Origin of the sequence: Bacillus sp. AFS023182 (assembly GCF_002560575.1) — a bacterium.
Lineage (GTDB): Bacteria > Bacillota > Bacilli > Bacillales > Bacillaceae_G > Bacillus_A > Bacillus_A arachidis.
Map to the genome: position 1 here is coordinate 1 of NZ_NTRO01000089.1, position 25,997 is coordinate 25,997.

Genomic DNA, 25,997 nt, shown 5'->3' on the forward strand with positions numbered 1-25,997 from the left:
CTTGACGGGGATATGACCAAAGGGACTCTCTTTTTCAATTATTTTATTATTTATGATTCACATATGTATCAAACCACAAGTGGATATATCCAGCTGTAATATGTTGCGCTTCCATTAAACGTTTTTCAGTCACCGGTGTTACTTCAGCACGCCATTTATCAGCAGCGTCTTGTGATACAGCGGCATCTAGAAACCACTTTTTCGTTTTGTCGTTAACAATTAATAGGAAATCTACATGTTTAGAAAGATAAACAGAAATGAAATATTGCATATTATTTTATAGAAATAATATGTTATCCTTTTGAATGGATTATATAAATGGAGGAAATATGATGAACAAGAAATCAAAATTTACCCAAATGATGCTCGGTATTAGTACTGTGGCCTTATCGTTTGGAAGTATTCAAACGCAAGTATCAGCGGAAGAAAAAACACCTTACAATGTGTTGCAAGTGAAACCAACTGGGATCGGAACTTCAAAAGATGAACTTGCACACTCTACAAAGGCACACGAAACATTGTCTTATGAAGAACGTTTAAAAATGAACGATTTTTCACAACGTCCAGCTCCGGCAGTGAAACAAGCGGCGGCAAAACAATCTCAGCAAAAGTATTCTTTAGCAGAGCTAAATAGAATGAGTAATGACGAATTCATTGATACATTAGGAAAAATTGGATGGAATCAAATTACAGATTTAGATCAATTCAATCAAGAAACAAAAGCGTTTTATCAAAATAAAGAGCGAATACAGCTTATTATTGATGAATTAGGTCGTCGTGGAAGCGCATTTACAAAAGATGATACAAAAGGGATTGAGACGTTTGCTGAAATATTACGTTCCGTATCTTATGTAGGTTTTAATAATAAAGAGGTAAGCTATTTAAATGAGCGAAGCTTCCACGATAAATGTTTACCTGCATTAAAAGCAATTGCAAAAAATCCGAATTTTAAATTTGGTACAGATAAACAGGATGCAGTGGTATCTGCATATGGTAAATTAATTAGAAACGCTTCTTGTGATGCTGAAATAGTTCAATATGCGGCGAATATATTAAAGCAATATAACGATAATATTTCCACATATATAAGTGACAAGAAGAAAGGGGACGCCTTGTATGAGCTTATACAAGGGATTGATGATGATATACAGTCTTACTTGTTTGATACACGTAAAAAAGCGGATGAAACAATATGGTATGGAAAAATTGATGGTTACATAAATGAAGTTGGTCGAATGGCTCTTTTGAACCAGGTAACAACAGAAAATACATGGTTAATTAATAATGGTATTTATTATACTGGTCGTTTAGGGAAATTTCATAGTAATCCAAATAAACCTTTAGAAGTACTTACACAAGCAATGCATATGTACCCACGCTTAAGTGAAGCTTATTTTAATGTGGCAGAGCAAATTTCAACAAACTATGGTGGAAAAGATTATTATGGAAATACAGTAGATTTTAAAAAAATACGTGAAGAAGGTCAGAAGCAATACTTACCAAAAACATATACATTCGATGATGGTGCTATTGTATTTAAAACAGGAGATAAAGTAACGGAAGAAAAGGTTAAGAGACTATATTGGGCTGCTAAAGAAGTAAAAGCGCAATATCATCGTGTAATTGGGAAGGATACAGCGTTAGAATCAGGAAAAGCTGATGATGTACTGACAGTAGTCATTTATAATAATCCAGATGAATATAAACGAAATAGCCAGCTATATGGATATTCAACAGATAATGGTGGAATTTACATTGAAGGAATCGGAACGTTTTTTACATTTGAGCGTACACCAGAGCAAAGTCGTTATAGTTTGGAAGAATTGTTCCGTCATGAATTTACACACTATTTACAGGGAAGATACGAAGTTCCAGGGTCATGGGGACAAGGGGCAATGTATCAAAATCAACGTTTGACTTGGTTTGAAGAAGGAAATGCCGAATTTTTTGCGGGATCTACTCGTACGAATAATGTTGTTCCGCGCAAAAGTATAATTAGTGGATTATCATCTGATCCTGCGAAGCGTTATACAGCAGAACGAACATTATTTTCGAAATATGGAGAAGGACCAGAGCAATGGGATTTTTATAATTATTCTTTTGCGCTGCAGTCTTACTTATATACTCATCAATTTGAAACTTTCGATAAGATTCAAGATTTCATTCGTGCAAATGATGTGAATGGCTATGATGCATATCGTGAAGCTTTAAGTAAGGATCCAAATTTAAATAAAGAATACCAAGACTATATGAAGCAATTGATTGATAATCGAGATACATATAATGTCCCACAAGTATCAGATGATTATTTAGCTGAACATGCACCAAAACCACTAGCTGATGTAAAGAAAGAAATTACAGGTGTAGCAAAGATAAAAGATGCAACGATTACAAAGCATAAGTCTCAATTTTTTGATACGTTCACATTAGAAGGAACATATACGGGCGGTGTAACAAAAGGAGAATCTGAGGATTGGAAAGCGATGAGCAAGCAAATCAATCAATCTTTAGAAAAGTTAGCGCAAAAAGAATGGAGCGGCTACAAAACAGTTACAGCATATTTTGTCAATTATCGTGTGAATGCGAACAATCAATTTGAATACGATGTTGTATTCCATGGTGTTGCAACGGGAGAAGAAGAAAAACAGGCTATTAAAGTAAACATGAATGGACCATACAATGAGATAGTAAATGAAAAAGTTGAGTTTCATAGCGATGGTACAGAAAGCACAGGCGGAAAAATTGTTTCTTATCTTTGGGATTTTGGGGATGGTACAACAAGTACAGAAGCAAATCCTACCCATGTATATGGGAAAGAGGGAACATATACTGCAAAGTTAACAGTGAAAGATAATAAAGGAAAAGTAGGCCGAGCACAAACAACGGTTACCGTAAAAAAAGATGAGCCAGCAGGTCATAACTATCAAGAGGCAAAGGTACTTAGTTTTAATAAGCTTTCAAAAGGAAATATGGATAGACCTAATATGGCGTATATGTACACATTCAATGTCACATCTCCAAAAAAAGTAGATATTTCCTTTATAGATGAACAGGGGATTGGGATACAATGGGATGTATATCACGAATCAGATCTAGGAAATCCTGTCATTACAGGCCAAGCGGATGGAAATAATATAAAAGGGGAATTTGAAGCGAAACCTGGAAAGTACTACGTAGTTGCATTTTTTGAAAAGGAAAACGGAAAGGGAACATATTCATTATTAGTAAAATAAATCTTGTAACTTTAATTTTTAAGAGGAGCCTATCACTATGGGCTCCTTCTGTTCTTTTTTGGAGGGCCTGTCTAGGAGTTTTTTCTCAAGATAAAACAAATGAAAATTGCGAATAAATAATCCTTGAAAGAGGTGAAGTATACATATAAAGAGCTTGCTAGTATAAAAACAGAGCTGAAGATAGCGAAGGATAGCTGGCAGGACCTTGAAAATTATGCAGATAAATTATATGAAGATGCTAAGATTATAAAAATAGACCCACCAATAGAAGGGAGTGTAAAAAAAGGACAGGATTGCACCTGAATACATGTAAATAATAAAAAACATACAACCTTGTATTTGTTGGCAAGGTTGTATGTTTTTTTATAGCGATGTACTTTCAATAGGGAGCATATCAAGTCAAGAAACAAGGGCATTCTTTATTTTTTAATTGATAATCCATATACAAGTGTTTCGCTAGGAGTCGTAATACTAAAACCTGTCGTTTTATAATCAAGTTTTAATGTATTTCCTATATAGTCTTTTGTAAAATCATCCATTTGAATAATAAGGCTTTCATCTTCATAAGCGATTTCATTTGGATTATACGCATCAAAAATTAAGTCAACATCAACAAATATACTACAAGAATTTGTCATTGTACCTCTAATCCGTATGATGTTTTTGTTATTTGTGTTTGATTTATGTAATACGGCTTTTGCCTCATCAGTTACGCGAATGTTCATAGAATCCCTACCTTTGTTTATAGTTCTTATTCTATTATTGCAAAAACATGAGAAATAGGGAAGTAAAGGGTTTCAATGAATGATAAGCGTATAGGGATTACGACTTGAAAAGTAAGGATGAAACTATAAATGTTTGTGTTAAGCATAGATCGTCATCACTTATTTTCTCAACTTCTTGATACTTTATCTCATTCTTTTGGTAGAACTTTTTCCAGAAGTTCACCGCTGTTTTATTGTTCTTTAATTGCATTACATAATAGGTTCCTTTGTGCTGATTTAAAAGTTCTAAAATTGCTAACTCTGCTATCTTATTTCCACGATAGGCTTTTAATAAGAAAAGGTCGTTAATACAGTAGTCTGTCTCAGGTGCGGTAAACGGCGATTTTGTAAACAAGAGAAATCCGACATATTTTTCTTCATATGTAATGAAGTATGGAGAAAGCTCATCTCGGTTACAAATAAGTTCAAAAGCATCAAATTCAAAAAATCCATTCTCATTTGGATGAAGGGTTGGGGAGAATTCGGATAAATCATGTAAATATAGAGCGTAGAAATTTTTTAATATTTCTAGATGTTCTGTAGAAACGGTTTCTAATGTAACTTTCATTTCAATCCCACCTTTTGTAGAAATAACTCCTTTGTAATGTAGATGTTTTTGGAATTTTTCTTATTCATTTCGATGCTACAGTTGATAATATCTTCTGTTTAAGGGAATAAATGGGTTCTGGAATATAGAAGTTTACTTCAGATTTTTTTTGTAATTTGTATAAGGCGGATGCATCATGGATCCTATAAGGACATGTAGTCTTTCTGTTTCAAATTGAGAATTTACAAATATGTCGAATGTTGAATTCCTTACATGTAATACACTATTCGACATAATATGAATATATCCTTTGAATATGAAGGATTCATTCCAATAAAAAAAGGTCAGCAAACATTGTATGTTTGCTGACCTTTATAACTTAAAGTTCACATTTATCAAGAGGAATTACTTTTGTTTTCTTAGTAAATTTATATCCTAACCACATCGCAAGGAAGAGAGGTAAACCGATGTAAGAAACGAGTACACCATTCCAATCGATAGATTCTCCCATAAATGCACCGTAGTTTTGTCCAAGAATAACAATTACGCAAAGTGCAAATGCGAAGATTGGGCCAAATGGGAACCATTTTGCTTTATAAGGAAGGTCATTTAAATCTTTACCTTGCGCGATGTATGCTTTACGGAAACGATAATGACTGACCGCAATTCCAACCCATGCGATAAAGCCAGACATTCCAGAAGCATTCAATAGCCAAACATATACAACGCCATCGCCATATAAAGAGGCTAAGAAAGCTGCGCTTCCAACTAATGAAGTGGCAATCAAGGCGTTTACTGGTACACCACGGCTATCTAGTTTACCTAAAAATTTCGGTGCTTTTCCTTGACGTGCTAAGTCCCAAAGCATACGAGTACAAGCATACATACCAGAGTTACCAGCGGATAAAACTGCAGTTAAAATAACAGCGTTCATAACAGAAGCGGCAAATGCAATTCCTGCTTTTTCAAAAACAAGTGTAAAGGGACTTACTGTTACATCACTAGCTGCAAGACTATCAGTTGTATAAGGGATTAATAGACCAATAACAAGAATTGCTAAGATGTAGAATAATAGTATGCGCCAAAAGATGGAGCGAATTGCTTTTGGAATACTACGTTCTGGATCAGCTGTTTCACCAGCAGCTACACCTAATAATTCAGTTCCTTGGAATGAGAAACCAGCGGCCATAAATACACCGATGATTGCCATGATGCCACCATTAAATGGTGCATCTGCAACCGTGAAGTTTTTAAAACCTACCGCTTCACCACCCATGATGCCGAAAATCATCATAAATCCAACGATTAAAAAGATAATAACAGTTACTACTTTAATAAGAGCGAACCAATACTCGGCTTCACCAAATCCTCTAACGGATAAATAATTTATAAGAAACATAAGAACTAAACAAAGGCCACTCCAAATTAAAGAAGGGGTATTTGGAAACCAAAACTTCATAATTAATGTAACTGCTGCTAGTTCAGCTGCAATAGTAATTGCCCAGTTATACCAATAATTCCAGCCGAGTGCAAATCCAAGTGATGGATCGACAAATTTTGTTGCGTATGTGCTAAATGAGCCGGTGACAGGCATATACGCTGCCAATTCAGCTAAACTTGTCATTAAAAAGTAAACCATAATGCCGATTGCTGCGTATGCTAAGAGAGCTCCGCCAGGTCCTGCCGCATGAATGACACCGCCACTAGCAAGAAAGAGCCCGGTACCAATTGTACCGCCGAGAGAAATCATTGTAAGGTGGCGAGATTTTAATCCGCGCCTTAGTTCACCTTTTTCTTGTGTAGATTGTGTTTTAGAGGTAGCTTGATCCGCTATGCTATTCATGTTCAACACTCCTTTTCTTGTAAGATTAGGAAGGAACGGGGGAAGAAAAATACAAAAAACCGCCAAAGGAATTTGGCGGAACGTTTCACAAATAACCACCCCATCATACCCTTCCGTTAAGATAGCACCCCACGTTTACACGGTATTTTGTAAACGTGACAGTTCTGTTCCTATTCGGAGACAGCCCCAGCTCATACTTCCAGAGAAGAAATACAAACTTCGGCAGCATTTCCTTTTAAACGGAGTCATTAACATTCTCTGTGTCTTATCCGTTTTACTAATAAATGCCGCAACCTCTACCTCATCGGATTGATGAGGATTTATTCATTGCATTGATTTTTAATATATGGCAATTGTAATTAGTTTCTGAAAATATTGCAAGGAATTTTTGTAGGAATATATCAAAAACAATCGGTTATTGTATAGGAAACGTTTTCAAAACTCCGCCCGAACCAACTTACTGAATATGTAAAAAGATGAAGAAAAAATTGTTATACAAATGTTTCGCAAAAAGATATGAAAAATCCTCTAAATATTGAAAGAAAATTCAGAAAAATAAATTCGACATTATTTACGTAAAAGCAATGAGGCATGAATGCATGAAGCTTAGAAGCCAAAAAGGAAGTTATGCGAGATACGGTTAAAGCTGTAAGGAAAAGGATTTAAAGAACATAAAAGAAATGAAAAAGGTAAGCAAATTTATTCATTTGCTTATCTTTTTCATTTCATACCATATATCCATTTTGATTTTCTAACATATTCTCTTTTTGTTTTCATTTGGCATAGGGAAGGAAGAGGATCTGACCGCTTCTATCTAAGAGGAAAGGTTTTATGCCGTTTTTTTAAGTTGTATTTTTATTGTCTCTGTTTCAAGGTAAAACTCGTTTTGGATCAGCTGAATATCCAGCATTTTGTTTTGCAGATTCAGAATGGTTTCGAATTGAAATGAAAAGTGCAATGATAACGACAAGACCTACCGCAATATAGGAAAGAGTAATAATTGTTGAATCTACTTTAAATGACGTAAGCAGCGTCCGGATATTTGTGAAAATAATGAGTCCACCAACGAGTACACCAAGTAAATGTGAAGGAACAATTCGCACTAACCATGCAGCGATTGGAGCTGCGAGAATGCCGCCAAGCATAAGGGCAAATACCCAAAACCAGCTTACTTGTTCCCAGCCTAATGAAATGAAAAATCCAATAGTAGCAGCTAATGATACTGGAAATTCACTTGTATCTACAGAGCCAATGACTTTTCGTGCTTCATTTCCTCGTGCGAGAAGTACTGGTGTAGTGATAGGTCCCCAGCCACCTCCACCAGTTGAATCAACAAAACCAGCAAACAATCCGAGCGGAATAAGTTGCTTAGCAGACATACGTTTATTTGATCGGACAATTTGTTTTTGAATAATAAATCGTAATAAAATATAGATACCTAAAGTAAATAAAAAGAGTGAAATGTACGGTTTAATTAAATCACCTGGTAAATTGCTTAAAAAACAAGCACCGACAAAAGCGCCAATTGCACCTGGTAATGTGAGTCTGGAAACGGTATATTTATCAACATTTCCAAATCGGATGTGAGATACGCCAGAAGCCGCGGTTGTAACAACTTCCGCTAAATGAACGGATGCGGAAGCAACAGCAGGTGCAATTCCGAACATTAATAATAATGAAGAAGATGTTACCCCATATGCCATCCCAAGTGCTCCGTCAATCAGTTGAGCAAAAAAACCAATAATAGCAAAGACAATTAATTTCTGCATGTATAATCCCCCTGTAAAATAATAAATAAAAAGGCTCTTTTCCCTAATGAGAAAAGAGCCTTTGGTTTTTCCAATCAGCTTAATGTTAATTTTTTATTATTATAATGCATATTAATCTTATAAAGCAACTAGGTTTTAAAAAGTTTTTTAAATTGAACAAAATAACAGAATTATTATATAATTAAAAGATGTAAATAAGAGGAGGAAGAAATCATGTTAGCATTTGATCATCTTGTTCATATTGTTGGCTGTACACCAAAAGAAGCTGAAAAACAAATGAAGGAACGCGGTTTCCATACGGTGCAAGGCGGAGAACATACGAACTGGGGAACATGGAATAGTTTAAGTTATTTTGACTTATCTTATATTGAATTTTTAGCAGTGCAACATGAAGATAAAGCGAAGCAAGCGGACAATCCACTCGTTCAGGAAACTGTAGAGAAATTACAAGATAGAGAAGGAATGCTGCAAATTGCTCTTCGTACCAATCATATCGAAGCACTAGCTGTACAGCTCGCCGAAAAAGGTTTGCAAGTAAAAGGACCATTTGAAGGAAAGCGAATGAGAAATGACGGTCATCTTATAGAATGGAAAATGTTATTTGTGGAACAGGAAGAGGGCAGTCCGAAATTACCTTTCTTTATACAGTGGGAAGAATCTGATGAGAATAGAAGGTTAGATTTACAAAAAGTAGGTGTCATTGCCTCACATAGAAACGAGGTAAAAGAAATTCAGACAATATACTATGCAGTGAAAAACGTACGTGAAACAGTAGATAGATGGAAAGAGATACTTGAAGTACAAGTGACTTTACCAGAAAATCATAGGGATTGGAATGCACTTTGTCAGAGCATTTTACTTGGAAATGTAAATGTGCAGTTTTGTGAACCTATTGGTGAAGGATTTGTACAAGAACAGTTATTCAAACATGGGGAATATCCTTTTGCAGTTGAATTTCAAGGGACGAATAAGCAGAAGAACAGAACAGATGTGTTAGGTAGTTCATACATATATTAATCGGGAGAATCTATATGAAAGAAGTGTTAATGGAATTAGAAAAACAATTAAATTGGCCTCGCGCAGTAAAGTGTACTGCTATTTCAAAAGGTTTTTCGCAAGATCAAAAGTATAAAATTGAATTAGCCAATCATGAACGCTATTTTATAAAAGTGTGTGATATTTCAACTCGTGAACGTAGGCTTGAAGAATATGAATATATGAGCCGTTTTGAATTATTAGGGCTGCCAATGCCTAAATTACTTCATTTCGTAAATCTTATTCCATTCAATCAATGTGTACAAGTATTTGAATGGATTGAAGGAGAAGACGGGAAAGATATACTTGGTATATTGACTGAGAAAGAGCAATATTTAGCTGGAAAACGGGCGGGAGAAGTATTAAAAACAATTCATACAGTGAAGAAAAAGAAAGTAGAAGAATCTTGGGAAATGTTAAGGTGGAATAAATATGAGAGATACTTGCAAGCATTAGAAGAATATGAGACGGATTTTATTGACATAAAACCAGTGTTAAGCTTTGTGGAAAATCATAAAAATTTATTACATGCTCGTCCTATCGTATTTTTACATGATGATTTTCATCCAGCGAATCTCATGCTTCATCATAAAGAATTTCGTGCTGTTATCGACTTTGCAAGATTTGATTTTGGAGATCCTATTCATGATTTTTACAAGATGCCTTTGTTTACAGTCGATATCAGTATACCGTTTGCGGTTGGACAAGTTCATGGGTATTGTGATGGTGAGCCATCACTTCATTTTTGGAAACTATATGCATTGTATGCAGCAATGATTTTTCCAGCGGATATTGTGTGGACAAATCGAATCACACCTAATTTGCTAGAAGAAATGAAAATGAGGTTAAGACGGATTTTAGAAGAACATAATGGTTTTACATCCTATACCCCAAATTGGTATAAATCTTTTGATAAAAATATAATAAATATAGAATAATTGGAGGTACTCATATGGATAAAATAGCAGTTATTTCAGATATTCATGGTAATATTCCTGCGCTAGATGCAGTTCTTAAAGATATCAAATTAAGAGGGATAGAACGTATTATGTGCTTAGGTGATCTGGTAGGGAAAGGGCCACATTCTAGTGAAGCAATTGAGATTATTCGGAAAGAATGTGAACATGTTGTGATGGGAAACTGGGATGATTTTATAACAAAGCCTACTGAGTCTGAGACATTAGAGTGGCATCAAAAGCAATTATCAGAACAGCAGCGGAATTATTTAAGGGGATTGCCATTTTCAATTGAATTTATCATGAGTGGGAAACTAATTAGAATGTTCCATGCATCACCTAGAAGTCTATATGAAAGAGTTCAGCCCGGAGCTCCAATAGAACAACGTGTTAGTTTATTTGAAAATAGTAATCTTACAGAAAACATTGAAGGTGAAAGGAAACCGGATGTCGTTTGCTACGGAGATATACATCAAGCTTATGTGCAAAATTTTCGTGGGAAAACGTTGTGTAATGCAGGAAGTGTGGGTAACCCGCTTGAGATTACACAAGCCTCTTATTTGATTTTTGAAGGTGTATATGGCCAAAAAGAGGCAGCAAGTTTTTCAATTCAACTTGTGCGAGTTCCTTATGATATAGAGCTTGCAATCCGATTGGCTAGGGAAGAAGAAATGCCTGAGATTGATGCGTACATACAAGAATTGACAACAGCTAAGTATCGGGGATTAAAGTGAAATTAGACAAAATATATTCGATACATTAATATACAGTTCTGTATACATACTTAAAAACATTAATAGGGGGGATATTCTAAAATGATTATTTAGAATATTTTAAAAAGTCAGGATGGATGATAGGGAGAGTAATTATAGCTTCTAAATAGAAAGAATTAGAAATAGCAAAATCATTAGATGCAATGATTTTGCTCCTAATAGGCAGGGTTAAAATCATTAGGTTAGGTTGAAAGCTTATGTCAAGGTGATAGTTACTCTAATAAATGATGAAATATACTAAAAACTAACGAGGGAATAGGGATGAAAATACAATTAAAGGCGGATTTAATGTTACTATTGGTTACATTTTTTTGGGGGGCATCCATCTTACTTACAAAAGTTGGCCTTAATTACATGCAGGAATATAATTTAATCGCATTACGTTTTATTATTGCTTTTCTTTTGTCAGGTATAGTGTTTTATAAGCATTTAATCAAAATTGATTTTAGAACTATTAAATATGCTTGTCTATTAGCTGCTATCTTATTTATAGTTTATATTTTTGCGACTTTTGGTACAAAGTATACATCGGTTTCTAATGCTGGTTTTTTAATGAGTCTTACAGTGATATTTATTCCAGTATTATCATCTATCTTTTTAAAACAAAGGCCTGATAAAAAAGTTATGTTGGGAGTTGTTTTCACAATAGTAGGGATAGGGTTATTAACGTTAAATAGCCAATTAAAAATAGGTTATGGCGATATATTATGTATTTTATGTGCTCTATTTTATGCAGTCCATATCATCATTACTGGAACAATAACGAAGCAGGTTAATTCAATTAGCCTTGGAGTTTTACAACTGGGCTTTGTCGGTCTATTTAGTATTATTTTCTCAATGTTTATGGAAAATCCTAAACTTCCTAGTACTGTTGAATCATGGTTTTCAATTTTAGTATTAAGTATATTCTGTACAGGAATGGCTTTTATTGTTCAAATCATTGCACAGCAATATACGAGTCCTACACATACAGGTCTTATTTTTTCATTAGAACCTGTTTTTTCAGCAGGTTTTGCTTTCTTTTTCACAGGTGAAACTCTCACAGCTAAAGGTTATTTAGGTGCAACTCTTATATTATTAAGTGTAGTAATCGCTGAACTAGATTTTAAAAGTTTATTAAAAACAAATTCTAAAAAAGTATAGGATAGATGTTTTTTAGAATACGTTCAAGTTGAGAATATTCATTTATATCATTTTGATTATAGTAACAAAAAGGTGTTTTCGCGTCTAGAAAGCACCTTTTTAGTCTAAAGTATTTTTTTATGAAGCATCCATACTGAATACGTTGTTTTTTATTTTTGGCAAAACTTGATAGCGGCATGTAAACGAGAAATTCCATCCTCTATTTGATTGGTATTTACTTTTCCATATGATAAACGAACATATCCGTCTTTGGCACCAAAAATACTGCCAGGCATAAATGCTACTTGTTGTTTTAAACTTTGCATAATAAGCTGTTTTTCGTTAATAGGATCCTTTAATTTTCCCCATATGTAAATCCCACCACTTGGGGTTGAAAAAGAAATTTTATCTTGAAGATAGTAGTTTAAGGAATCGACAAGGGTATCTCTTTTTTGTACGAGCTGTCTTCGTAATTGTTCCATATGCGTATCAAAAGGAACGGTCTCAAAAAATTGTTGCATGAGCCACTGAGGGAAAATGCTAAGTCCTAATTCCATTTGATGCCGTGCATCTGCTAATCTTTCCACTACTGATTGCGGAGCAACAAGCCACCCAACGCGAAGGCCGGGCGCGATCATTTTTGATAGTGAATGGACATAAATGACGGTGCCATTTTCATCAATTGATTTTAATGTTGGACAAGGTTTTTTATTTTCTAACGTTAGTAAACTAGATGGATCATCTTCAACAATTGGGATACGTAAGTCTGCACATAAAGATAAAAGTTTTTTTCTCCGATTTGGATGAAGCATTGTTCCTGTTGGGTTCTGGAAATTTGGATTTAAAAAAATCATTTTAATCCGGTGCTTTCGATATAGCTCATGCACATCTTCCGGATTCACTCCATATTCATCAACAGGTAACGGGAAAATACGAATCCCGGCTGATTGAAAGAGAGGTAATGAATAACAATGAGATGGGCTTTCAAATGCTACCGCATCACCGGGATTTAATAAACATTGCACAATGAGATGAAGTGCTTGTTGGGCCCCAGATGTAATCATAATTGATTGTTCTGTTGCATCAATTTTTAGATAATCTCTCATATATTTCGCTGCTGCTTGTCTTAATGGTAGATAGCCTTGTGGATGATCATAGCTAAGTGATTGAGTTAAAGGCTGCTCACGTAATATACTTTGTAACTGTTCATGGGGAAACAAGTTACAACCAAGTTCTCCATTCGCGAAATCAATGATATTTTCATTTTGCTGGACTTGTTCTCGAATATGTCGAAGTAGGGGTAAATTAGGTAAAAAAGTACCACCTTCTACGAATCCTCTCCAGTTTGGTGTTAGTGTTGGAGAAACGCCCCACATATGTGTACTTACACGTGTACCTCTTCCAGTTGTGCTGTCCACAATTCCCATAGCACGCAGTTCATTATAAGCAGTTGTAACAGTACTTCGGTTTACATTTAGTTGGATTGCTAATTTTCGTTCCGAAGGGAGAAAGCTACCAGGAGGAAGCTCTCCATACATAATACGTCTTTCAATAAAATCAACAACTTGTTGATAAATTGGGATCTTGCTGTCGGTATCTAACTTCCACTCCATTTATAACGTCCCCTTATTCTTTATCTAGTTTCATTATAACAAATTGGCTGGGTGAAAAAACAGCCAATTGGACGGTGTGATATCCAGCCAATTTTACTATGCTAGGGTAGTGGAAGGGGAGATTCAAATGAAACGATGGCAAATGGAATGGCTCCTAATAGCTGTTGCTTTAGTATGGGGAGCAAATTATACAATTGGCAAATATGGAGTGGCTTATATGTCATCCATTCAATTTAATAGCTTACGATTTTTAATAGCATCTCCAGTATTATTATTAATTACATTTTTTATGGAAAGATCGTTACGTATTGAGAAGAAAGATTGGTTAAGGTTACTAGTCGTGGGGATAGTTGGTACTACACTTTATCAAACATTATTTATGTTATCTGTAAAATATACATCAGCAACAAATGCGTCACTATTAATTGCGATGTCACCTATATTTACAGGGATTTTAGCAGTGTTGCACAAACAAGAACGTTTTTCGATGAAAATTCAGATCGGTTCCTTATTATCATTTAGTGGGGCAGCGCTTGTTTTATTAACAGGGCATACGAATCAATCTACATATGAGTATGCTTGGCTTGGAAATCTAATTGGATTAGTTGCTGCGATTGCTTGGGGATGGTATCCAATTCTTGCACAACCACTTATTACAAAATATTCGGCAATGCGAGTAACATCTTGGTCTACATTAATTGGAATCGTACCGCTCGTTATATATTGTTTATTCAATATCAATACATTATCATGGCCAACAGATACATTAAGCTGGGGATCATTAGGTTATTCGATTGTATTTGCAACAGTCTTTGGACTAGCGATGTGGTACGTTGGTATTAGTAAAATTGGTTCAACAAAAGTAATGGTATATATGTATCTCGTGCCATTGTTTGCAGTGATTTTCGCTGCAGTAACAATTGGAGAAAGAATGAATATGATGCAATTGTTCGGCGGATTCGTTATATTTATCGGCTTGTACGTAGTGAAAAAAGGAACGGTAAAAAAGCCAGCTTTCGATTTGAAAAAAGCGAGTTAATGATAAAAACGTCCTCTTTCTGTAGAAATGGGACGTTTTTATTTTATGAATGATAAGGCTTGTTGCACAGCCCACTGCTGATGTTCGTGTATAAGTAAATTTTGTGCTTGATAAGGAGAAAGCCAATGTAAAATATGATCCTGTTCAGAAATAGTATTTTCTGTTTTTAACTTTTTACAAATGTAAAAATATCCATTGTTTAAATAGTATGTATTTTCATTTTCAGCATAAAAATATCGCTCAGCATTGCCAATATAGTGCTGAATTTCAATATCCCATCCTAGCTCTTCTACAAGTTCACGACGTAAACATAATTCTTTTGTTTCGCCTTGCTCCTTGCCACCCCCAGGTAAAAAATATCGAGTTCCTTTTTTGATAATTGCTATTTTCGTATAATGGCTATTGAAGATAACAGCATAGCAACTAGGACGTAATATATAGTTGTGGTTCTCCTTTGTATAACCAAAAGTAGGCTTTCGCTCCATATAGAAATCCCCCATTATATAATAAATATATATTGTAAAAAATATCCTAATTAAAAGGCGTTATAGTAAGTATAAATGGCATATATAGGAGAGAGCAACAGGTATGTACAATCGAAAGTGTTCACGTTGTAAAGAGGTTACCGGAACAGCGTATAGTGGCAAAAAAATTCAAGATCTAGTAGTAAAGCCCACCTTTTTGGAAATGAACCAATGGTAATGAGGTTCCAATCAAAATGTTTCATTCCTTTTGTACGTAAGCATACTTTAAAAGCTATATAAACAAAACAACGCCATTTTATAGATGGTGTTTTAGAGCAATTATTTATTGCAAAATGCAAATGATCATTTACATTTTGTTGTCAATCATTTACAATGGTGGTAGAAAATGAAGAAAGGGAAATTGTGATGCTTGAAAACAGAGTTAGAGAATTACGGGCACGATTTAGGTGGACTCAGCAAGATTTGGCTGATGCAGTTGGAGTGACAAGGCAGACAATCGGATTAATTGAAAAAGGTGATTATTCTCCATCTGTCACTATGGCGTTAAAAATAGCTGCTGCGTTTCAGGTTACTGTAGAAGATGTTTTTTATTTAAATGGAGAGGAATGATTATGATGAAACATATTTTAAAATCTCCGCTTCTAGGCGCGAGTTTATTTGTATTAATCATTGCATTTTTACTGTTTTCTCTTATGAACACACAGGTCGTTCTGGCTAGATGGTGTTTTGGGATTTTGGTAATGTTTACTTTTTTGTGGTTCATTCTTACAAAGTATTATAATCGAAAGAATTCTGATGATAGGATTAGACTATTGGGATTTACACCGTCCGAATTTCGTGAAATAGATGAAGGTCAACAATGGGTAACCTATAAGGCTTGCAGGAATGTGTATATTTACTATAGCTTTGCACTTCCAGTAACGGCGGGAATTTGCTTCCTCTTTTCTCATCATATTCTTGTTCCATTAATGTGTATTGGTGTACTGGGTGTAGGGCAATACATTGTCTATTGGTTAACTACCATTCGGGTTTTAAATCGTATTTAATCTGAACGAAAAAGGAGGGGGAACAGGTATGGTGGAGTGGGCTCAAAATGCAGGTGAATTATGGCAATATTTAGTTGTATTTTTATTAGCTTTTGCACCATGGATGGATGTGTCAATCGTTGTACCACTCGGTATCGCATGGGGATTACAACCATTTGCAGTAGGACTTATGGCGTTTGCAGGGAATCTTATCTTGGTTCTATTACTAGGCTTTTTCTTTAAGCAGTATGCAAAATGGCAAGCAGCAAGAAAGTTAAAAAAAGGTATAACAACACCTTCTAAAAAAGAAACCAGATCAAGACGAATATGGGAACGATATGGTATTCCAGGTTTGGCTCTGCTAGCTCCAATTCTCGTAGGAACTGATATTGCAGCCGTATTAGCTTTAACATTTGGATCTAATCGGACACACGTCATAAGTTGGATGACGATTAGTCTAGCTGTATGGACAGTCATTTTTGTAGTAGCTTCGATGTATGGATTTAGCTTGTTAAATATTATTTAGGATAATATAAAAATTTTATGTAATGTACATCTTTTCGCTTTCGTACAGAAGTGACTTTTACGGTGCTTTTTCCGCATAAAATATTCGTGTACATAGTCGTAATAATAATTGGAGAAATCCATGTTTAAAAAACGCCTCCTTATCGTAAATGTCTAATCGTCAATACATGCTATTCGTTGAGTAAAAAGTACGTTTGGACATTACGTAAAAGGGGGTGTTTTTGTGTTTAAACTATAATTATACAGATTTAAAGAATTATAATACTTTTATAAGTGTTGTTTCAACTTATCAACATCATTCGTAAACTCATTAATCTCATCTTTTAACTCTGTTCGATAAATCTCCATATTTTTGTTGTCCAGTAACTCATTTAAACGAGTTTTTATAAAATCAATACTTGTATTTTTTTCAATAAGTAACAATGCAAAGTTAACATAAATACAACATTCCTCTGTTTCAGTATATTCATCTGAGGATTCATGATCATGTAGTAATGCATAAAAAGTATCTCTTATTTCATATTTTGCCCCAATATGAAGGCTGTCATATGTATTAATAACTGCTTCCTTTATTTCACCGTATCTTAAATCCACTTTCTCTCCTCCAAATTTCGTTATTTTGTATATATATTAAGCTGAATGTTAGGATATCCTTTCCTAAATTCTAAAATAATATTACTACAACTTTGGCAAGTATCGAGTTCTGTATATAAATCTATTTTCCCAAAAATATTTGGATACTTAATTTGAGAAGCTATATCTTCTAGTATTTTTGCCTCTGTATCATAAAATCTAGCAGTATCCAGTTTAGAGGCATATGGCTCCTGATTTTTAAAAATACGTTCTGGCCTATGTATTTGTATTACTCTGCAAACATACCGCTAAATTCCGCTGATAATAACAAGAATAATACGATTTTTATATCATGGATAATGTAATTGGATTAAGAAGGGCTATATCATAGCATACTGCGTAAAGATAAAAAGAGAATACTTAACAGTTACTGTATATTCAAAAACAATATGCTAGTAAAATTAATGGGAATAGCGGAAATGGAAAAATAAAAGGTGACTTGTGGTGACCAAAATAAATGAGCGTAATTATATACGCTCATTTACATTGTTATATTCACTATAAACATTGGAATATCGTACTTGTGACGGATATTTATAAATGTTACGTTATGCTGGCGAGTCACTTTTCGAATCACTTTACAAACAACTTTTCCGCATATTTTTGATAAATCGAACTAGCCACTACTGTATCCAAGAAGGCAACCCCAACAGATTTAAATAAAGTAATTTCATCAGAGTTTGTCCGGCCTTGTTTATGCCCTAAAATAATATCCCCAAGTTCACTATATATATTTGAAAAGTTCCATTCATTTTTTTCGCTTGCAATCAAGAAATCTCCTGCTTCGTGCTGAACACCTTCTAATGTATCTACAATAATTTTATCACTGCGCTGTAATGTAGTGAAATCGAGTTCTTGCATATGAGGTTGATCCGCATGAGTGTACGTGAATTCACGTAAATGTGACACGTTCACTTTATGCAGTCACTTTAACGGTCACTAACTTACGATGACTTTAGCGAGTTCTTCAGCTACAGACTTTTGCATGTCAGGTATGACGTGACTATACGTATTAAGGGTTGTCTGTATATCCGTGTGTCCTAACCTATCCGCAATTAATTTTACGTTTACATTCCGTTGTATAAGAATTGTTGCATGAGTATGCCTCAGGTCATGGAATCGGATAGAAGGGAGACCAAGTTTGTCCGATAAATGATGAAACGTAATACGTAAATTACGTGGAAGAACTGGTTTACCTTCCTGGGTACATACGACCAAATCGAAATCTTGATATTTAGCCCCAGCAAGTAATCGCTCAAGCTCGATCCTGTGTTTACGCTCTTTCAACTCATCAATTAGGTTAGGCGGAACATGAATAGATCGAATACTTGAAGCGTTTTTAGCACCTATTTTAATCTTAGCAGTCCGAGTTACGGTTTGGCGTACGTAAATAATGCCGTTTTCGAAATCGATATCTTGCCAACGTAGTCCTAATATTTCGCCTTGACGCATGCCGGTTTGGAGAGCAATTGAAAAAGCGATAAAATGACGCGTTAAAGAATTAAGTTTTTTAGACTCTTGTAAAAAGAAATTTACTTCTTAGACTGTCCACACTTTAATCTCTTTTTTAGGTAACTTTGGAAGAGTAATTCCTATCGTTGGATTCTCTTTAATCAGTTTGAATGTTTTCGCTTTTTTCAATGAAGCACTTACAATACGAAACACTAAATGTACCGTGTAATTTGAATAACGCTTTTCTGATACGAGAGTATTTACGAAGTTTTGTAGTAATATGGGCGTCATTTGCTGTAATTCTAAATGCCCTAACCGCGGTTGTATTATATTCTTGTAATAACCGAAGTTCATTTCGTAAGTTGACTCTTGTATACTAAACTTTCTTTCTTCAAACCATTGGTTCATATAGGTTTCATATGTCATTTTTGATGTGCTAATAAATTCATTATTTAAAACTTCCGCTTTTAGTTTTATCATCTCTTCTTCCGCTTCACGTTTTGAAGAAAATCCCCTACGCCTAATTTGCCTTCGCTTACCAGTCAAAGAATCATTCGAAATGTTAAAAACGAAATCCCACTTACCAGTTTGCTTATTTTGTTTAATACTACCATTCATAATCTTATGACCTCCATTTGTAAGTCACAAGATGCAGTATTTATCGTTTATATGTAAATTTTACCGCTAAGGTCACTAAATGTATAGGGGTGGAAAAAGTAGAAAAACGTAAATTTATTATTTTTTTCTAAAAAAGTGCGCGAGGTTCCAAAGTGATGCGTCAAACGATTTGTAAGGAGTTCACAAGGCATTACACGGAGGTGGAAACAGGTGAGCGGAATGACTGAAAATAGCAACTTAGTATCAATCGAAGCCGAAACAGAATATTCAATTACGAGTGGAAAGCGAGAAACACGCATCTTTCTAAAAATGTATGTCGACGCAGTACATTCCGGTTTAATAGCGGACTTAGGTCCAGAAAGATGGACAACCCTTTGCGTCCTAGCGTCATTCATGGACGAAGATGGCGAATGTTACCCAACGCAAGACATGATTGCTAAACGACTCAATATAAGCCGTGAGAGCGCCAATAGACGCATCAAAAAGCTATGCGATTATCGATGGGATGGAAAGCCATTAGTCGTTAAGGAAAGACGTAGACACGAGCGTACGCAACAATGGGAGAATACGGTTTATACGATTCTACCGATTAGCCAGCTGGCGATATTCGGAAATGAGCCGGAAGCTATTAGTCCATGTGACGCGTAACCACATATGGCGACTTCCACACATGGTTGTAGTTCACACTAACAAGAACTAACTCTTAACAAGAACTAACTCTTAACAAGAACTATCTTTTAACAAGAAAAAGATTAAGAGACCAAACCTTGAAGTCTATTTCTAACGAAATATCCTTCCATCATTAGTATATTCGGCGGTAATTACTTATATAAAAGAACTCCGCTAATAGATGATTGGATACGATGAACGAAGTGAAATCGTCAGGTTTTAAAAGTAGTAACGATTTATATAAATAAAACGAATTAATACACGGAGGTGTTTACGATGAGAGACGTAACGAAACGATTACAACGCATCTTAACGGAACTAGAATCACTAGAGTCCGATATGCAACAAACGAATCAACGTAAGTCACAAACAGATTTAGCGCAGCAAGCTATCTTACACACTATCGAAATTGAGGCGTTTACTACAGCACGTGGCAATCACTTGTCGAAAGAACTGAAACGTATTCGTAAAGAACGACGTAAGGCAAAGGATGATCAAGCGGTATTACAGTCGGTTATGCACACGTTAAAAGGCGTTAAATAGAAAGTCGAGTGCAGTATCGGTAGTGTAACCGGAGTAATTGAACGTCAACAAGAACGACAGGTAACAAAAGGCTACTAACGTAAATTTTACGCTCAAATACGCAGACAAGAATCTAGGAACCTACGGATGTATATAACAAGGATTGTTAGCGGTAGGATTGGCGGTAAGTAACGAAGGTATAAGGTAGCGGTCAGAAAAAAAGACCTAAGAATATAGGTCAAAAGAAAAGGTGTAGCCATATATTAACATTTTTGTCGGTTGAAGACTATATGTATCGTATTGAGAAAATTCATAACGACATATGTCGAAAACGTAGAAAAAAGAACCCCTGTAGCGACAGAGATTCAAAAGGGATGGAGTAAATGTGTCTTTTGGGAAGACGTCTCGAGTAATGTCCGCTCGATAATTAAATGATAACACGAATTTTTCGAAATTATTAGCGGTAAATGTACCCAACAGAGGTAGGTAAAGGAGGCCGAATAAACAAACGAAATGCAATTAAACGATTTATTACTGAAAGAAATTTACATCGAGGCGCTAATCCGCCGTAACGTATTCAAAACAGAAGATGGACGGGATTTATGGCAGGCGTCTAACGAGGAATTACATGCACAATTATTTGACGAGGAGAGAACAGAATGAACAAGGTAATCTTAACGGAAAATGAGTTAATGATAGCGGCTAGTCGTTATGCAATAGAGCAAAAAGGTTTTCGATTATCGATGGACCATTACGTGCAAGTGAGCTTAAGAAAGGTAGATGGGGAATTTATCGCAATTATATCGAAGGGTGAACGAAAATGACCCGAATATCAACGAAAGATTTCCGCAACCTACCAATCGAAAAGTGGAACGTTACAACATTCCGTGAGTACTTAAAGCACGTACATGAGGAGCGTTATAAAATCCCTTACGTCACTCGTAGCTATGCGATGGAAGGTCGAATGCTCAAAGCGTTCATCGCCGAGCATAAACCGGAAGCAACAAAGCGATTCATTGACGTATGTTTTGCCGACTATAAGCCGATGCGGGAGTATCCCGGATTAAACTTTGCGTTTATGTATTCGTATATGCGATCTAGGTTGTTGCCGCAGATACTCGATGAGTTACGTAGGGAAGAAGCGAAGTTACAGAGACAAGCGGTACAACCGGAAGTTAGTACGGAAGAAATTATCGATTATTTATAAACGGAGGGAAAACGATGGCTAAGAGACTAACATTAGAACAAGTCGTAGCACTATTCGATTCTAAAGGCTACGATTTACTTGAAACGGAATATGTAAATGCGCGTACACCAATGCGTTGTAGATGTCGCAAGCATCCCGAGACTATTATCGAAGTTATGACAAATACTTTAAAGAGAGACTACGGTGGTTGTCGTAAGTGTAATCAAAAGCAGAATAATAGAACGATAGAGATTGTTCGTAAAGAATTTGCGGATAGAGGCTATACGTTACTAGGGACGACATATAAAAACAACCATACGAAAATGCGTTACACATGTCCGAATCATCCGAACGAGAAACCTTCGATTGCTTACATGCACTTTAAAAAAGGCTCAGGATGTCCGTCGTGTGGTCATGAAAAATCCTTAAGAGCGCTAGCGGAAGATAGAGAGGAATTTCCGAAACGTGAGTATATGAAAGATGAAAAGGAAGGCGCGCGTAGTAAAACATTCCACATCTTAGACGATCAGTGTTCCAGATGCCCGTTTAGCAACCTATCGAAGTTGAGCGACGTAGAAGTGAAATGCTATCAGCAGTGTCAATACGGATTAGAGCTTCGTAAATGTGGTGCTGTTCTAGCCGGTGAGGATGTCGATGCAGTAACGAAGTGTTACGAGGAGAAATTCGTTAAGGAGGCAACGGTATGATGCAATGCATTCTATCCGATCATTGTTCGCTATACAAAAGCGAATCATGTAACCGTCAGTGCACATCGTACATCGCACTACATGGCCATAACGGTAACGGAGGGCGTATGGCAGCGACCAACCTACCGAAAGAATACCGTCATTTAACGTTACTAAATTCACCTGTAAAGGATGCACAACCAAAAGTCTACAAATCTATCGAAGCGTATGTAACGACTTTCTCACGGCAATTTGAGGCGAGTGGTACAAAGGATGTAAAAGATAAAATCAAATCGATGTACTTGTTTTCCGAAGAGACTGGTACGGGGAAAACGACGACAGTAGCCGTAATTTTAAACGAATGGCTCATACGACATTACATCGGTAGTTTGCAGCGAAATAGGCAATCGTTGCAGATACCTGGATATTTTTTAGATGTGAACGAATGGCAAACGTTATTTAACGAATTTAATCGGTCAAACATACCGCGTGAAACCGCGGAGAAATCGGCGAAAGAATACTACCGACGCATGAGTAACGCAAAGACGGTACCTTTCGCGGTGCTGGACGATATTGGAGTACGTAGTGCAACCGAAGCTTTTCGAGGAGATTTACATGCGGTTATTAATCATCGAGTAACGAACGGATTACCTACGGTATACACTTCGAACATTCCTATCGACGAGTTGGAGAGCGTGTTTGATCGTAGGCTGTACGATAGAGTGCGAGATTTGTGCGTAGTGTTGCCGTTCGAGGGCGAATCGAAAAGGGGGATGCGGAGATGAGTAAAGGCACGCCATTTTGAATGTTTATTATAGCGTGCCAAGACTATTAAACTTCTAATAATTTGTTGATGTAGGATTGAGTATTAGAAAACCATCCTGGTGAAACCAAACCTTCTTGGATTGTATACTCTTGTAAATCTTTACTTTCAGACAAGTATATTTTCCAAATGTTTTGCTTTATTTTTGTTGATTTACCCCATAGTTGTTCCAGTGTTTGGACTGATGGTTCTAAAACAAAATAAAAGTCATCATTTCTTGTTTTTCCACCTTCTGATTCTTTGAATTTGTCTTTGAAAGTCAGAAGAACATACGGGATATAAAGAGAGGTTAGACCTTGTTGATACCAAAGTTTTTTATCATAAGCAATTTTTATTAATTCTCTGAACTCTGATACTGATAAGCCTTCAGCTAAAGTAGTGCATTTATTAAAAATATCAAAGGAATGGTTTTTTACGTATTCGATTATTTTTTCTCCATTCTCACTATCAATCTGAGAACCTAATGAATTAGAATAATCAACGCGATTCTTTTTAATTGTTGGACAAATTGAGTTGCTAGGGTGTCTAAAGTAGGCGCTTTTAACAAGGGACTGCTCAGCATCTACACGGATATCAACTTCACAGACTGGGCATATAATAGGCTCATCTTTATGCTTGGTTAAATAGGTTTTTAAGTTAACTTTTTTGTGAGAATTTTTTAATAGTGCAGTATATAAAGTCATGAATTTTCCCTCCTATGTCAATTATTATCTCTATAAATATTTTAAAACGTACATAAATTTCCGTAAAGGGAAAAATATTACAATGGCATAGGAGGTATGTATAGAAATGAATATTAGGAGGAAATGGAATGATCGCATACTCAACGAAGGAACAAGAAACGGTATTAAATTTCGACAACGAAACGAAGGAATGGAGCGCATATTCTTGCGTTCCTAAACACATTCGTAAATTAGTAGAATTGGTCGGAGAGGAAAACGTTACAGTTATCGAAAGTGACGATGATGGAAAGCCATTAGCAGTGAAATGTACGTTACAAGAGAAAAACGTAAGCATGAAACGATTGCGTACTTATAGCGAAGATCAAAAGCGTGAGATGGCAGAGAGAATGCGAGCAGTTAGGACTACAAACGTATAATTTAATGTATAATTAATACAATTTACTAGATATAGGAAAAGAGGAATGAGAGATGTTGAAATTACAAGGGAAATACAATGAAGCAAAGGTATTTACGAATAACGTTGAAGAAACAGCGGTAGGTCAAATCATTGATTTATGTAATCAGGAATTTGCAAAAGAGAGTAAAATCCGAATTATGCCTGATACACACGCCGGCGCTGGTTGTACTATTGGAACGACGATGACCATTCAAGATAAAATCGTACCTAACCTTGTTGGAGTAGATATAGGTTGTGGTATGGAAGTTGTTATAATTGATAAGAAAAAAGAGGAAATTAACTTTGATCAATTAGATGACACAATTCGTAAACATGTTCCAAGTGGTTTTAGTATTCGAGATAAGGAACATCCATTATCAAAGGTGATTGATTTTAAAGATGTAAGAGCACCGTTTACATTACAACGTGCTCAAAAGAGCATTGGTACTCTTGGTGGGGGAAATCATTTTATTGAGCTTAAGGAAGACGATAAAGGGAATGTGTACATTGTTATACATAGCGGTTCCCGTAACCTAGGTAAACAAGTAGCAGAGTACTATCAAAACTTCGCTTACGAACAACTACTAAGTGTTAAATCAATTAAAGACGAAATCATTGAGCGTTTAACGAAAGAAGGTAGACAACAAGAAATCCATGAAGCTTTACGCGGAATTAAGAAGCCTAAAATCCGTAAAGAATTAGCTTATTTAGAAGGTAAAGGATTCGATGATTATATGAATGACATGAAGATTGCTCAAAAGTATGCTGAGTTAAATCGTAAAGCTATGATTGATGAAATTGTAACGAGAATGGATTGGGAAGTAACTGATCAATTTACAACAATTCATAACTACATAGACATGGATAATATGATTCTACGAAAAGGCGCTATTTCAGCACAACAAGGTGAGCGAGTAATTATTCCAATTAATATGAGGGATGGGTCAATTATAGCATTCGGTAAAGGTAATTCAGATTGGAACTTTTCTGGTCCACATGGAGCTGGTCGAATCATGAGTCGCAAGAAAGCCAAAGAAATGATTAAATTAGAAGATTTCCAGAACACAATGACTAACGTTTGGACGACTTCAGTTGATAAAAGCACATTAGATGAAGCGCCAATGGTATACAAACCGATGGATGAGATTGTAGAAAATACGAAAGGCACAATTGATATTAAGCATATTATCAAACCAATCTACAACTTTAAAGCTAATTAACTAGGAGGACGAACAATGAACTACGGAGATTACGAGTGGGAGTTAGGGGAGGAGGACGAGAGTTAAGGTGGATTATCGAGGGAACTGTCGGTAAATATGGTGGCGGAGGACGGAAGAAGTGACTTTTGGTGACCGCGAAAAAAGAGCGTAGTAACATACGCCCTTATACACTAATTTATTCACTATAAACGAAGAAATACCGCACTTGTGACGGATAATTATACAAATTATATTAAAGTGACCGGTCACTTTCCGAGTCACTTGATCGTACTTGTGACGGATATTTATAAATGTTACGTTATGCTGGCGAGTCACTTTTTGAATCACTTTACAAACAACT

At 35.7% G+C, this 25,997-nt stretch carries 29 protein-coding genes, 3 pseudogenes and 1 riboswitch; of the genes and pseudogenes, 19 read left to right on the forward strand and 13 right to left on the reverse strand.

Going from position 1 to position 25,997, the window contains the following annotated elements; all coding sequences use genetic code 11:
* Positions 1-46 precede the first annotated feature (46 nt).
* A pseudogene (locus CN288_RS25745) lies at positions 47-232 on the reverse strand (phospholipase); the annotation flags it as partial.
* A gap of 100 nt (positions 233-332) precedes the next feature.
* Between CN288_RS25745 and colA the strand changes: the two are divergent.
* Both colA and CN288_RS25755 read left to right on the forward strand, forming a co-directional pair.
* Positions 333-3,233: a collagenase ColA gene (gene colA / locus CN288_RS25750; protein ID WP_098303413.1), complete on the forward strand. Its 2,901-nt coding sequence runs from the start codon at positions 333-335 to the stop codon at positions 3,231-3,233.
* Positions 3,234-3,356: 123 nt separating this feature from the next.
* Positions 3,357-3,536 carry a hypothetical protein gene (locus CN288_RS25755; RefSeq protein ID WP_441296573.1) on the forward strand — a complete coding sequence of 60 codons (180 nt, stop codon included), beginning with the start codon at positions 3,357-3,359 and terminating at the stop codon, positions 3,534-3,536.
* 116 nt (positions 3,537-3,652) lie between these two features.
* Here the strand turns inward: CN288_RS25755 and CN288_RS25760 are convergent, their stop codons facing one another.
* The 4 genes from CN288_RS25760 to CN288_RS25780 form a co-directional block, all read right to left on the reverse strand.
* On the reverse strand, positions 3,653-3,958 hold the full coding sequence (locus tag CN288_RS25760) for an iron-sulfur cluster biosynthesis family protein (protein ID WP_098303414.1): 306 nt from the start codon (positions 3,956-3,958) through the stop codon (positions 3,653-3,655).
* A gap of 97 nt (positions 3,959-4,055) precedes the next feature.
* Complete coding sequence (locus tag CN288_RS25765) at positions 4,056-4,565, reverse strand: GNAT family N-acetyltransferase (RefSeq protein ID WP_098303415.1); 510 nt, start codon at positions 4,563-4,565, stop codon at positions 4,056-4,058.
* 358 nt (positions 4,566-4,923) lie between these two features.
* Entirely contained in the window at positions 4,924-6,387 is a 1,464-nt protein-coding gene (locus tag CN288_RS25775) for an amino acid permease (protein WP_098303416.1), read from the reverse strand.
* Between the two features lie 114 nt (positions 6,388-6,501).
* Positions 6,502-6,694: riboswitch (Lysine riboswitch) on the reverse strand.
* A gap of 562 nt (positions 6,695-7,256) precedes the next feature.
* A complete protein-coding gene (locus CN288_RS25780) occupies positions 7,257-8,156 on the reverse strand; it encodes a sulfite exporter TauE/SafE family protein (RefSeq protein WP_090690194.1) in 900 nt (299 codons plus the stop codon).
* A gap of 213 nt (positions 8,157-8,369) precedes the next feature.
* Here CN288_RS25780 and CN288_RS25785 point away from each other — a divergent pair, with 213 nt between their 5' ends.
* From CN288_RS25785 to CN288_RS25800, 4 genes are all read left to right on the forward strand, one after another.
* A complete protein-coding gene (locus CN288_RS25785) occupies positions 8,370-9,173 on the forward strand; it encodes a VOC family protein (protein ID WP_098303417.1) in 804 nt (267 codons plus the stop codon).
* 14 nt (positions 9,174-9,187) lie between these two features.
* Positions 9,188-10,129, forward strand: a complete 942-nt coding sequence (locus CN288_RS25790) for an aminoglycoside phosphotransferase family protein (protein ID WP_098303418.1) — start codon at positions 9,188-9,190, stop codon at positions 10,127-10,129.
* A 14-nt stretch (positions 10,130-10,143) separates the two neighbouring features.
* Positions 10,144-10,881 (forward strand): metallophosphoesterase family protein, encoded by a 738-nt coding sequence (locus CN288_RS25795; RefSeq protein WP_026592857.1) that lies wholly within the window; start codon positions 10,144-10,146, stop codon positions 10,879-10,881.
* Positions 10,882-11,181: 300 nt separating this feature from the next.
* On the forward strand, positions 11,182-12,063 hold the full coding sequence (locus CN288_RS25800; RefSeq protein WP_026592858.1) for a DMT family transporter: 882 nt from the start codon (positions 11,182-11,184) through the stop codon (positions 12,061-12,063).
* Between the two features lie 149 nt (positions 12,064-12,212).
* Here the strand turns inward: CN288_RS25800 and pdxR are convergent, their stop codons facing one another.
* The gene (gene pdxR / locus CN288_RS25805) at positions 12,213-13,655 is read right to left on the reverse strand and encodes a MocR-like pyridoxine biosynthesis transcription factor PdxR (RefSeq protein ID WP_026592859.1); all 1,443 of its coding nucleotides are present in this window, start codon (positions 13,653-13,655) and stop codon (positions 12,213-12,215) included.
* A 127-nt stretch (positions 13,656-13,782) separates the two neighbouring features.
* On the opposite strand from pdxR, the gene CN288_RS25810 reads away from it, so the two are divergent.
* The gene (locus CN288_RS25810; RefSeq protein WP_098303419.1) at positions 13,783-14,694 is read left to right on the forward strand and encodes a DMT family transporter; all 912 of its coding nucleotides are present in this window, start codon (positions 13,783-13,785) and stop codon (positions 14,692-14,694) included.
* A 38-nt stretch (positions 14,695-14,732) separates the two neighbouring features.
* Here CN288_RS25810 and CN288_RS25815 read toward each other — a convergent pair whose 3' ends face one another.
* Positions 14,733-15,179, reverse strand: a complete 447-nt coding sequence (locus tag CN288_RS25815; RefSeq protein ID WP_026592861.1) for an NUDIX hydrolase — start codon at positions 15,177-15,179, stop codon at positions 14,733-14,735.
* Positions 15,180-15,581: 402 nt separating this feature from the next.
* On the opposite strand from CN288_RS25815, the gene CN288_RS25820 reads away from it, so the two are divergent.
* From CN288_RS25820 to CN288_RS25830, 3 genes are read left to right on the forward strand one after another with little or no spacing between them, the layout of a single operon-like run.
* The gene (locus tag CN288_RS25820) at positions 15,582-15,788 is read left to right on the forward strand and encodes a helix-turn-helix transcriptional regulator (protein WP_026592862.1); all 207 of its coding nucleotides are present in this window, start codon (positions 15,582-15,584) and stop codon (positions 15,786-15,788) included.
* A 2-nt stretch (positions 15,789-15,790) separates the two neighbouring features.
* Positions 15,791-16,225 (forward strand): hypothetical protein, encoded by a 435-nt coding sequence (locus CN288_RS25825; RefSeq protein ID WP_098303420.1) that lies wholly within the window; start codon positions 15,791-15,793, stop codon positions 16,223-16,225.
* 28 nt (positions 16,226-16,253) lie between these two features.
* Positions 16,254-16,730 carry a small multi-drug export protein gene (locus CN288_RS25830; RefSeq protein WP_026592864.1) on the forward strand — a complete coding sequence of 159 codons (477 nt, stop codon included), beginning with the start codon at positions 16,254-16,256 and terminating at the stop codon, positions 16,728-16,730.
* A 266-nt stretch (positions 16,731-16,996) separates the two neighbouring features.
* Here CN288_RS25830 and CN288_RS25835 read toward each other — a convergent pair whose 3' ends face one another.
* From CN288_RS25835 to CN288_RS30125, 5 genes and pseudogenes are all read right to left on the reverse strand, one after another.
* Positions 16,997-17,323 carry a hypothetical protein gene (locus CN288_RS25835; protein ID WP_098303421.1) on the reverse strand — a complete coding sequence of 109 codons (327 nt, stop codon included), beginning with the start codon at positions 17,321-17,323 and terminating at the stop codon, positions 16,997-16,999.
* A 20-nt stretch (positions 17,324-17,343) separates the two neighbouring features.
* A complete protein-coding gene (locus CN288_RS25840) occupies positions 17,344-17,592 on the reverse strand; it encodes a deaminase domain-containing protein (RefSeq protein ID WP_098303428.1) in 249 nt (82 codons plus the stop codon).
* Positions 17,593-17,935: 343 nt separating this feature from the next.
* Positions 17,936-18,232: pseudogene (locus CN288_RS25845) on the reverse strand (ornithine cyclodeaminase family protein); the annotation flags it as partial.
* Positions 18,233-18,301: 69 nt separating this feature from the next.
* Positions 18,302-18,877: pseudogene (locus CN288_RS30120) on the reverse strand (site-specific integrase); the annotation flags it as partial.
* A 24-nt stretch (positions 18,878-18,901) separates the two neighbouring features.
* Entirely contained in the window at positions 18,902-19,432 is a 531-nt protein-coding gene (locus tag CN288_RS30125; protein WP_369680630.1) for an Arm DNA-binding domain-containing protein, read from the reverse strand.
* A 210-nt stretch (positions 19,433-19,642) separates the two neighbouring features.
* On the opposite strand from CN288_RS30125, the gene CN288_RS25855 reads away from it, so the two are divergent.
* From CN288_RS25855 to CN288_RS25880, 7 genes are all read left to right on the forward strand, one after another.
* The gene (locus tag CN288_RS25855; protein ID WP_441296574.1) at positions 19,643-20,080 is read left to right on the forward strand and encodes a helix-turn-helix domain-containing protein; all 438 of its coding nucleotides are present in this window, start codon (positions 19,643-19,645) and stop codon (positions 20,078-20,080) included.
* A 297-nt stretch (positions 20,081-20,377) separates the two neighbouring features.
* Positions 20,378-20,644 (forward strand): hypothetical protein, encoded by a 267-nt coding sequence (locus CN288_RS25860; RefSeq protein ID WP_231503988.1) that lies wholly within the window; start codon positions 20,378-20,380, stop codon positions 20,642-20,644.
* A 492-nt stretch (positions 20,645-21,136) separates the two neighbouring features.
* The gene (gene fbpA, locus CN288_RS25865; RefSeq protein ID WP_098303422.1) at positions 21,137-21,286 is read left to right on the forward strand and encodes a Fur-regulated basic protein FbpA; all 150 of its coding nucleotides are present in this window, start codon (positions 21,137-21,139) and stop codon (positions 21,284-21,286) included.
* Positions 21,283-21,447: a hypothetical protein gene (locus CN288_RS29100; protein WP_155924333.1), complete on the forward strand. Its 165-nt coding sequence runs from the start codon at positions 21,283-21,285 to the stop codon at positions 21,445-21,447. Before fbpA ends, CN288_RS29100 begins: the two co-directional genes overlap by 4 nt.
* Positions 21,444-21,830: a hypothetical protein gene (locus CN288_RS25870; protein WP_098303423.1), complete on the forward strand. Its 387-nt coding sequence runs from the start codon at positions 21,444-21,446 to the stop codon at positions 21,828-21,830. The genes CN288_RS29100 and CN288_RS25870 overlap by 4 nt, the downstream gene beginning before the upstream one ends.
* A 14-nt stretch (positions 21,831-21,844) precedes the next feature.
* On the forward strand, positions 21,845-22,516 hold the full coding sequence (locus CN288_RS25875; RefSeq protein WP_098303424.1) for a DUF723 domain-containing protein: 672 nt from the start codon (positions 21,845-21,847) through the stop codon (positions 22,514-22,516).
* The gene (locus CN288_RS25880; protein ID WP_098303430.1) at positions 22,516-23,280 is read left to right on the forward strand and encodes a DNA replication protein; all 765 of its coding nucleotides are present in this window, start codon (positions 22,516-22,518) and stop codon (positions 23,278-23,280) included. The genes CN288_RS25875 and CN288_RS25880 overlap by 1 nt, the downstream gene beginning before the upstream one ends.
* A 46-nt stretch (positions 23,281-23,326) precedes the next feature.
* Here CN288_RS25880 and CN288_RS25885 read toward each other — a convergent pair whose 3' ends face one another.
* Positions 23,327-24,001: a hypothetical protein gene (locus CN288_RS25885; RefSeq protein ID WP_098303425.1), complete on the reverse strand. Its 675-nt coding sequence runs from the start codon at positions 23,999-24,001 to the stop codon at positions 23,327-23,329.
* A 128-nt stretch (positions 24,002-24,129) separates the two neighbouring features.
* Here CN288_RS25885 and CN288_RS25890 point away from each other — a divergent pair, with 128 nt between their 5' ends.
* Both CN288_RS25890 and CN288_RS25895 read left to right on the forward strand, forming a co-directional pair.
* Entirely contained in the window at positions 24,130-24,417 is a 288-nt protein-coding gene (locus tag CN288_RS25890; protein ID WP_098303426.1) for a hypothetical protein, read from the forward strand.
* Between the two features lie 52 nt (positions 24,418-24,469).
* Positions 24,470-25,657, forward strand: coding sequence for an RtcB family protein (locus CN288_RS25895; protein WP_098303427.1), 1,188 nt, complete (start codon positions 24,470-24,472; stop codon positions 25,655-25,657).
* Positions 25,658-25,997: the final 340 nt, after the last annotated feature.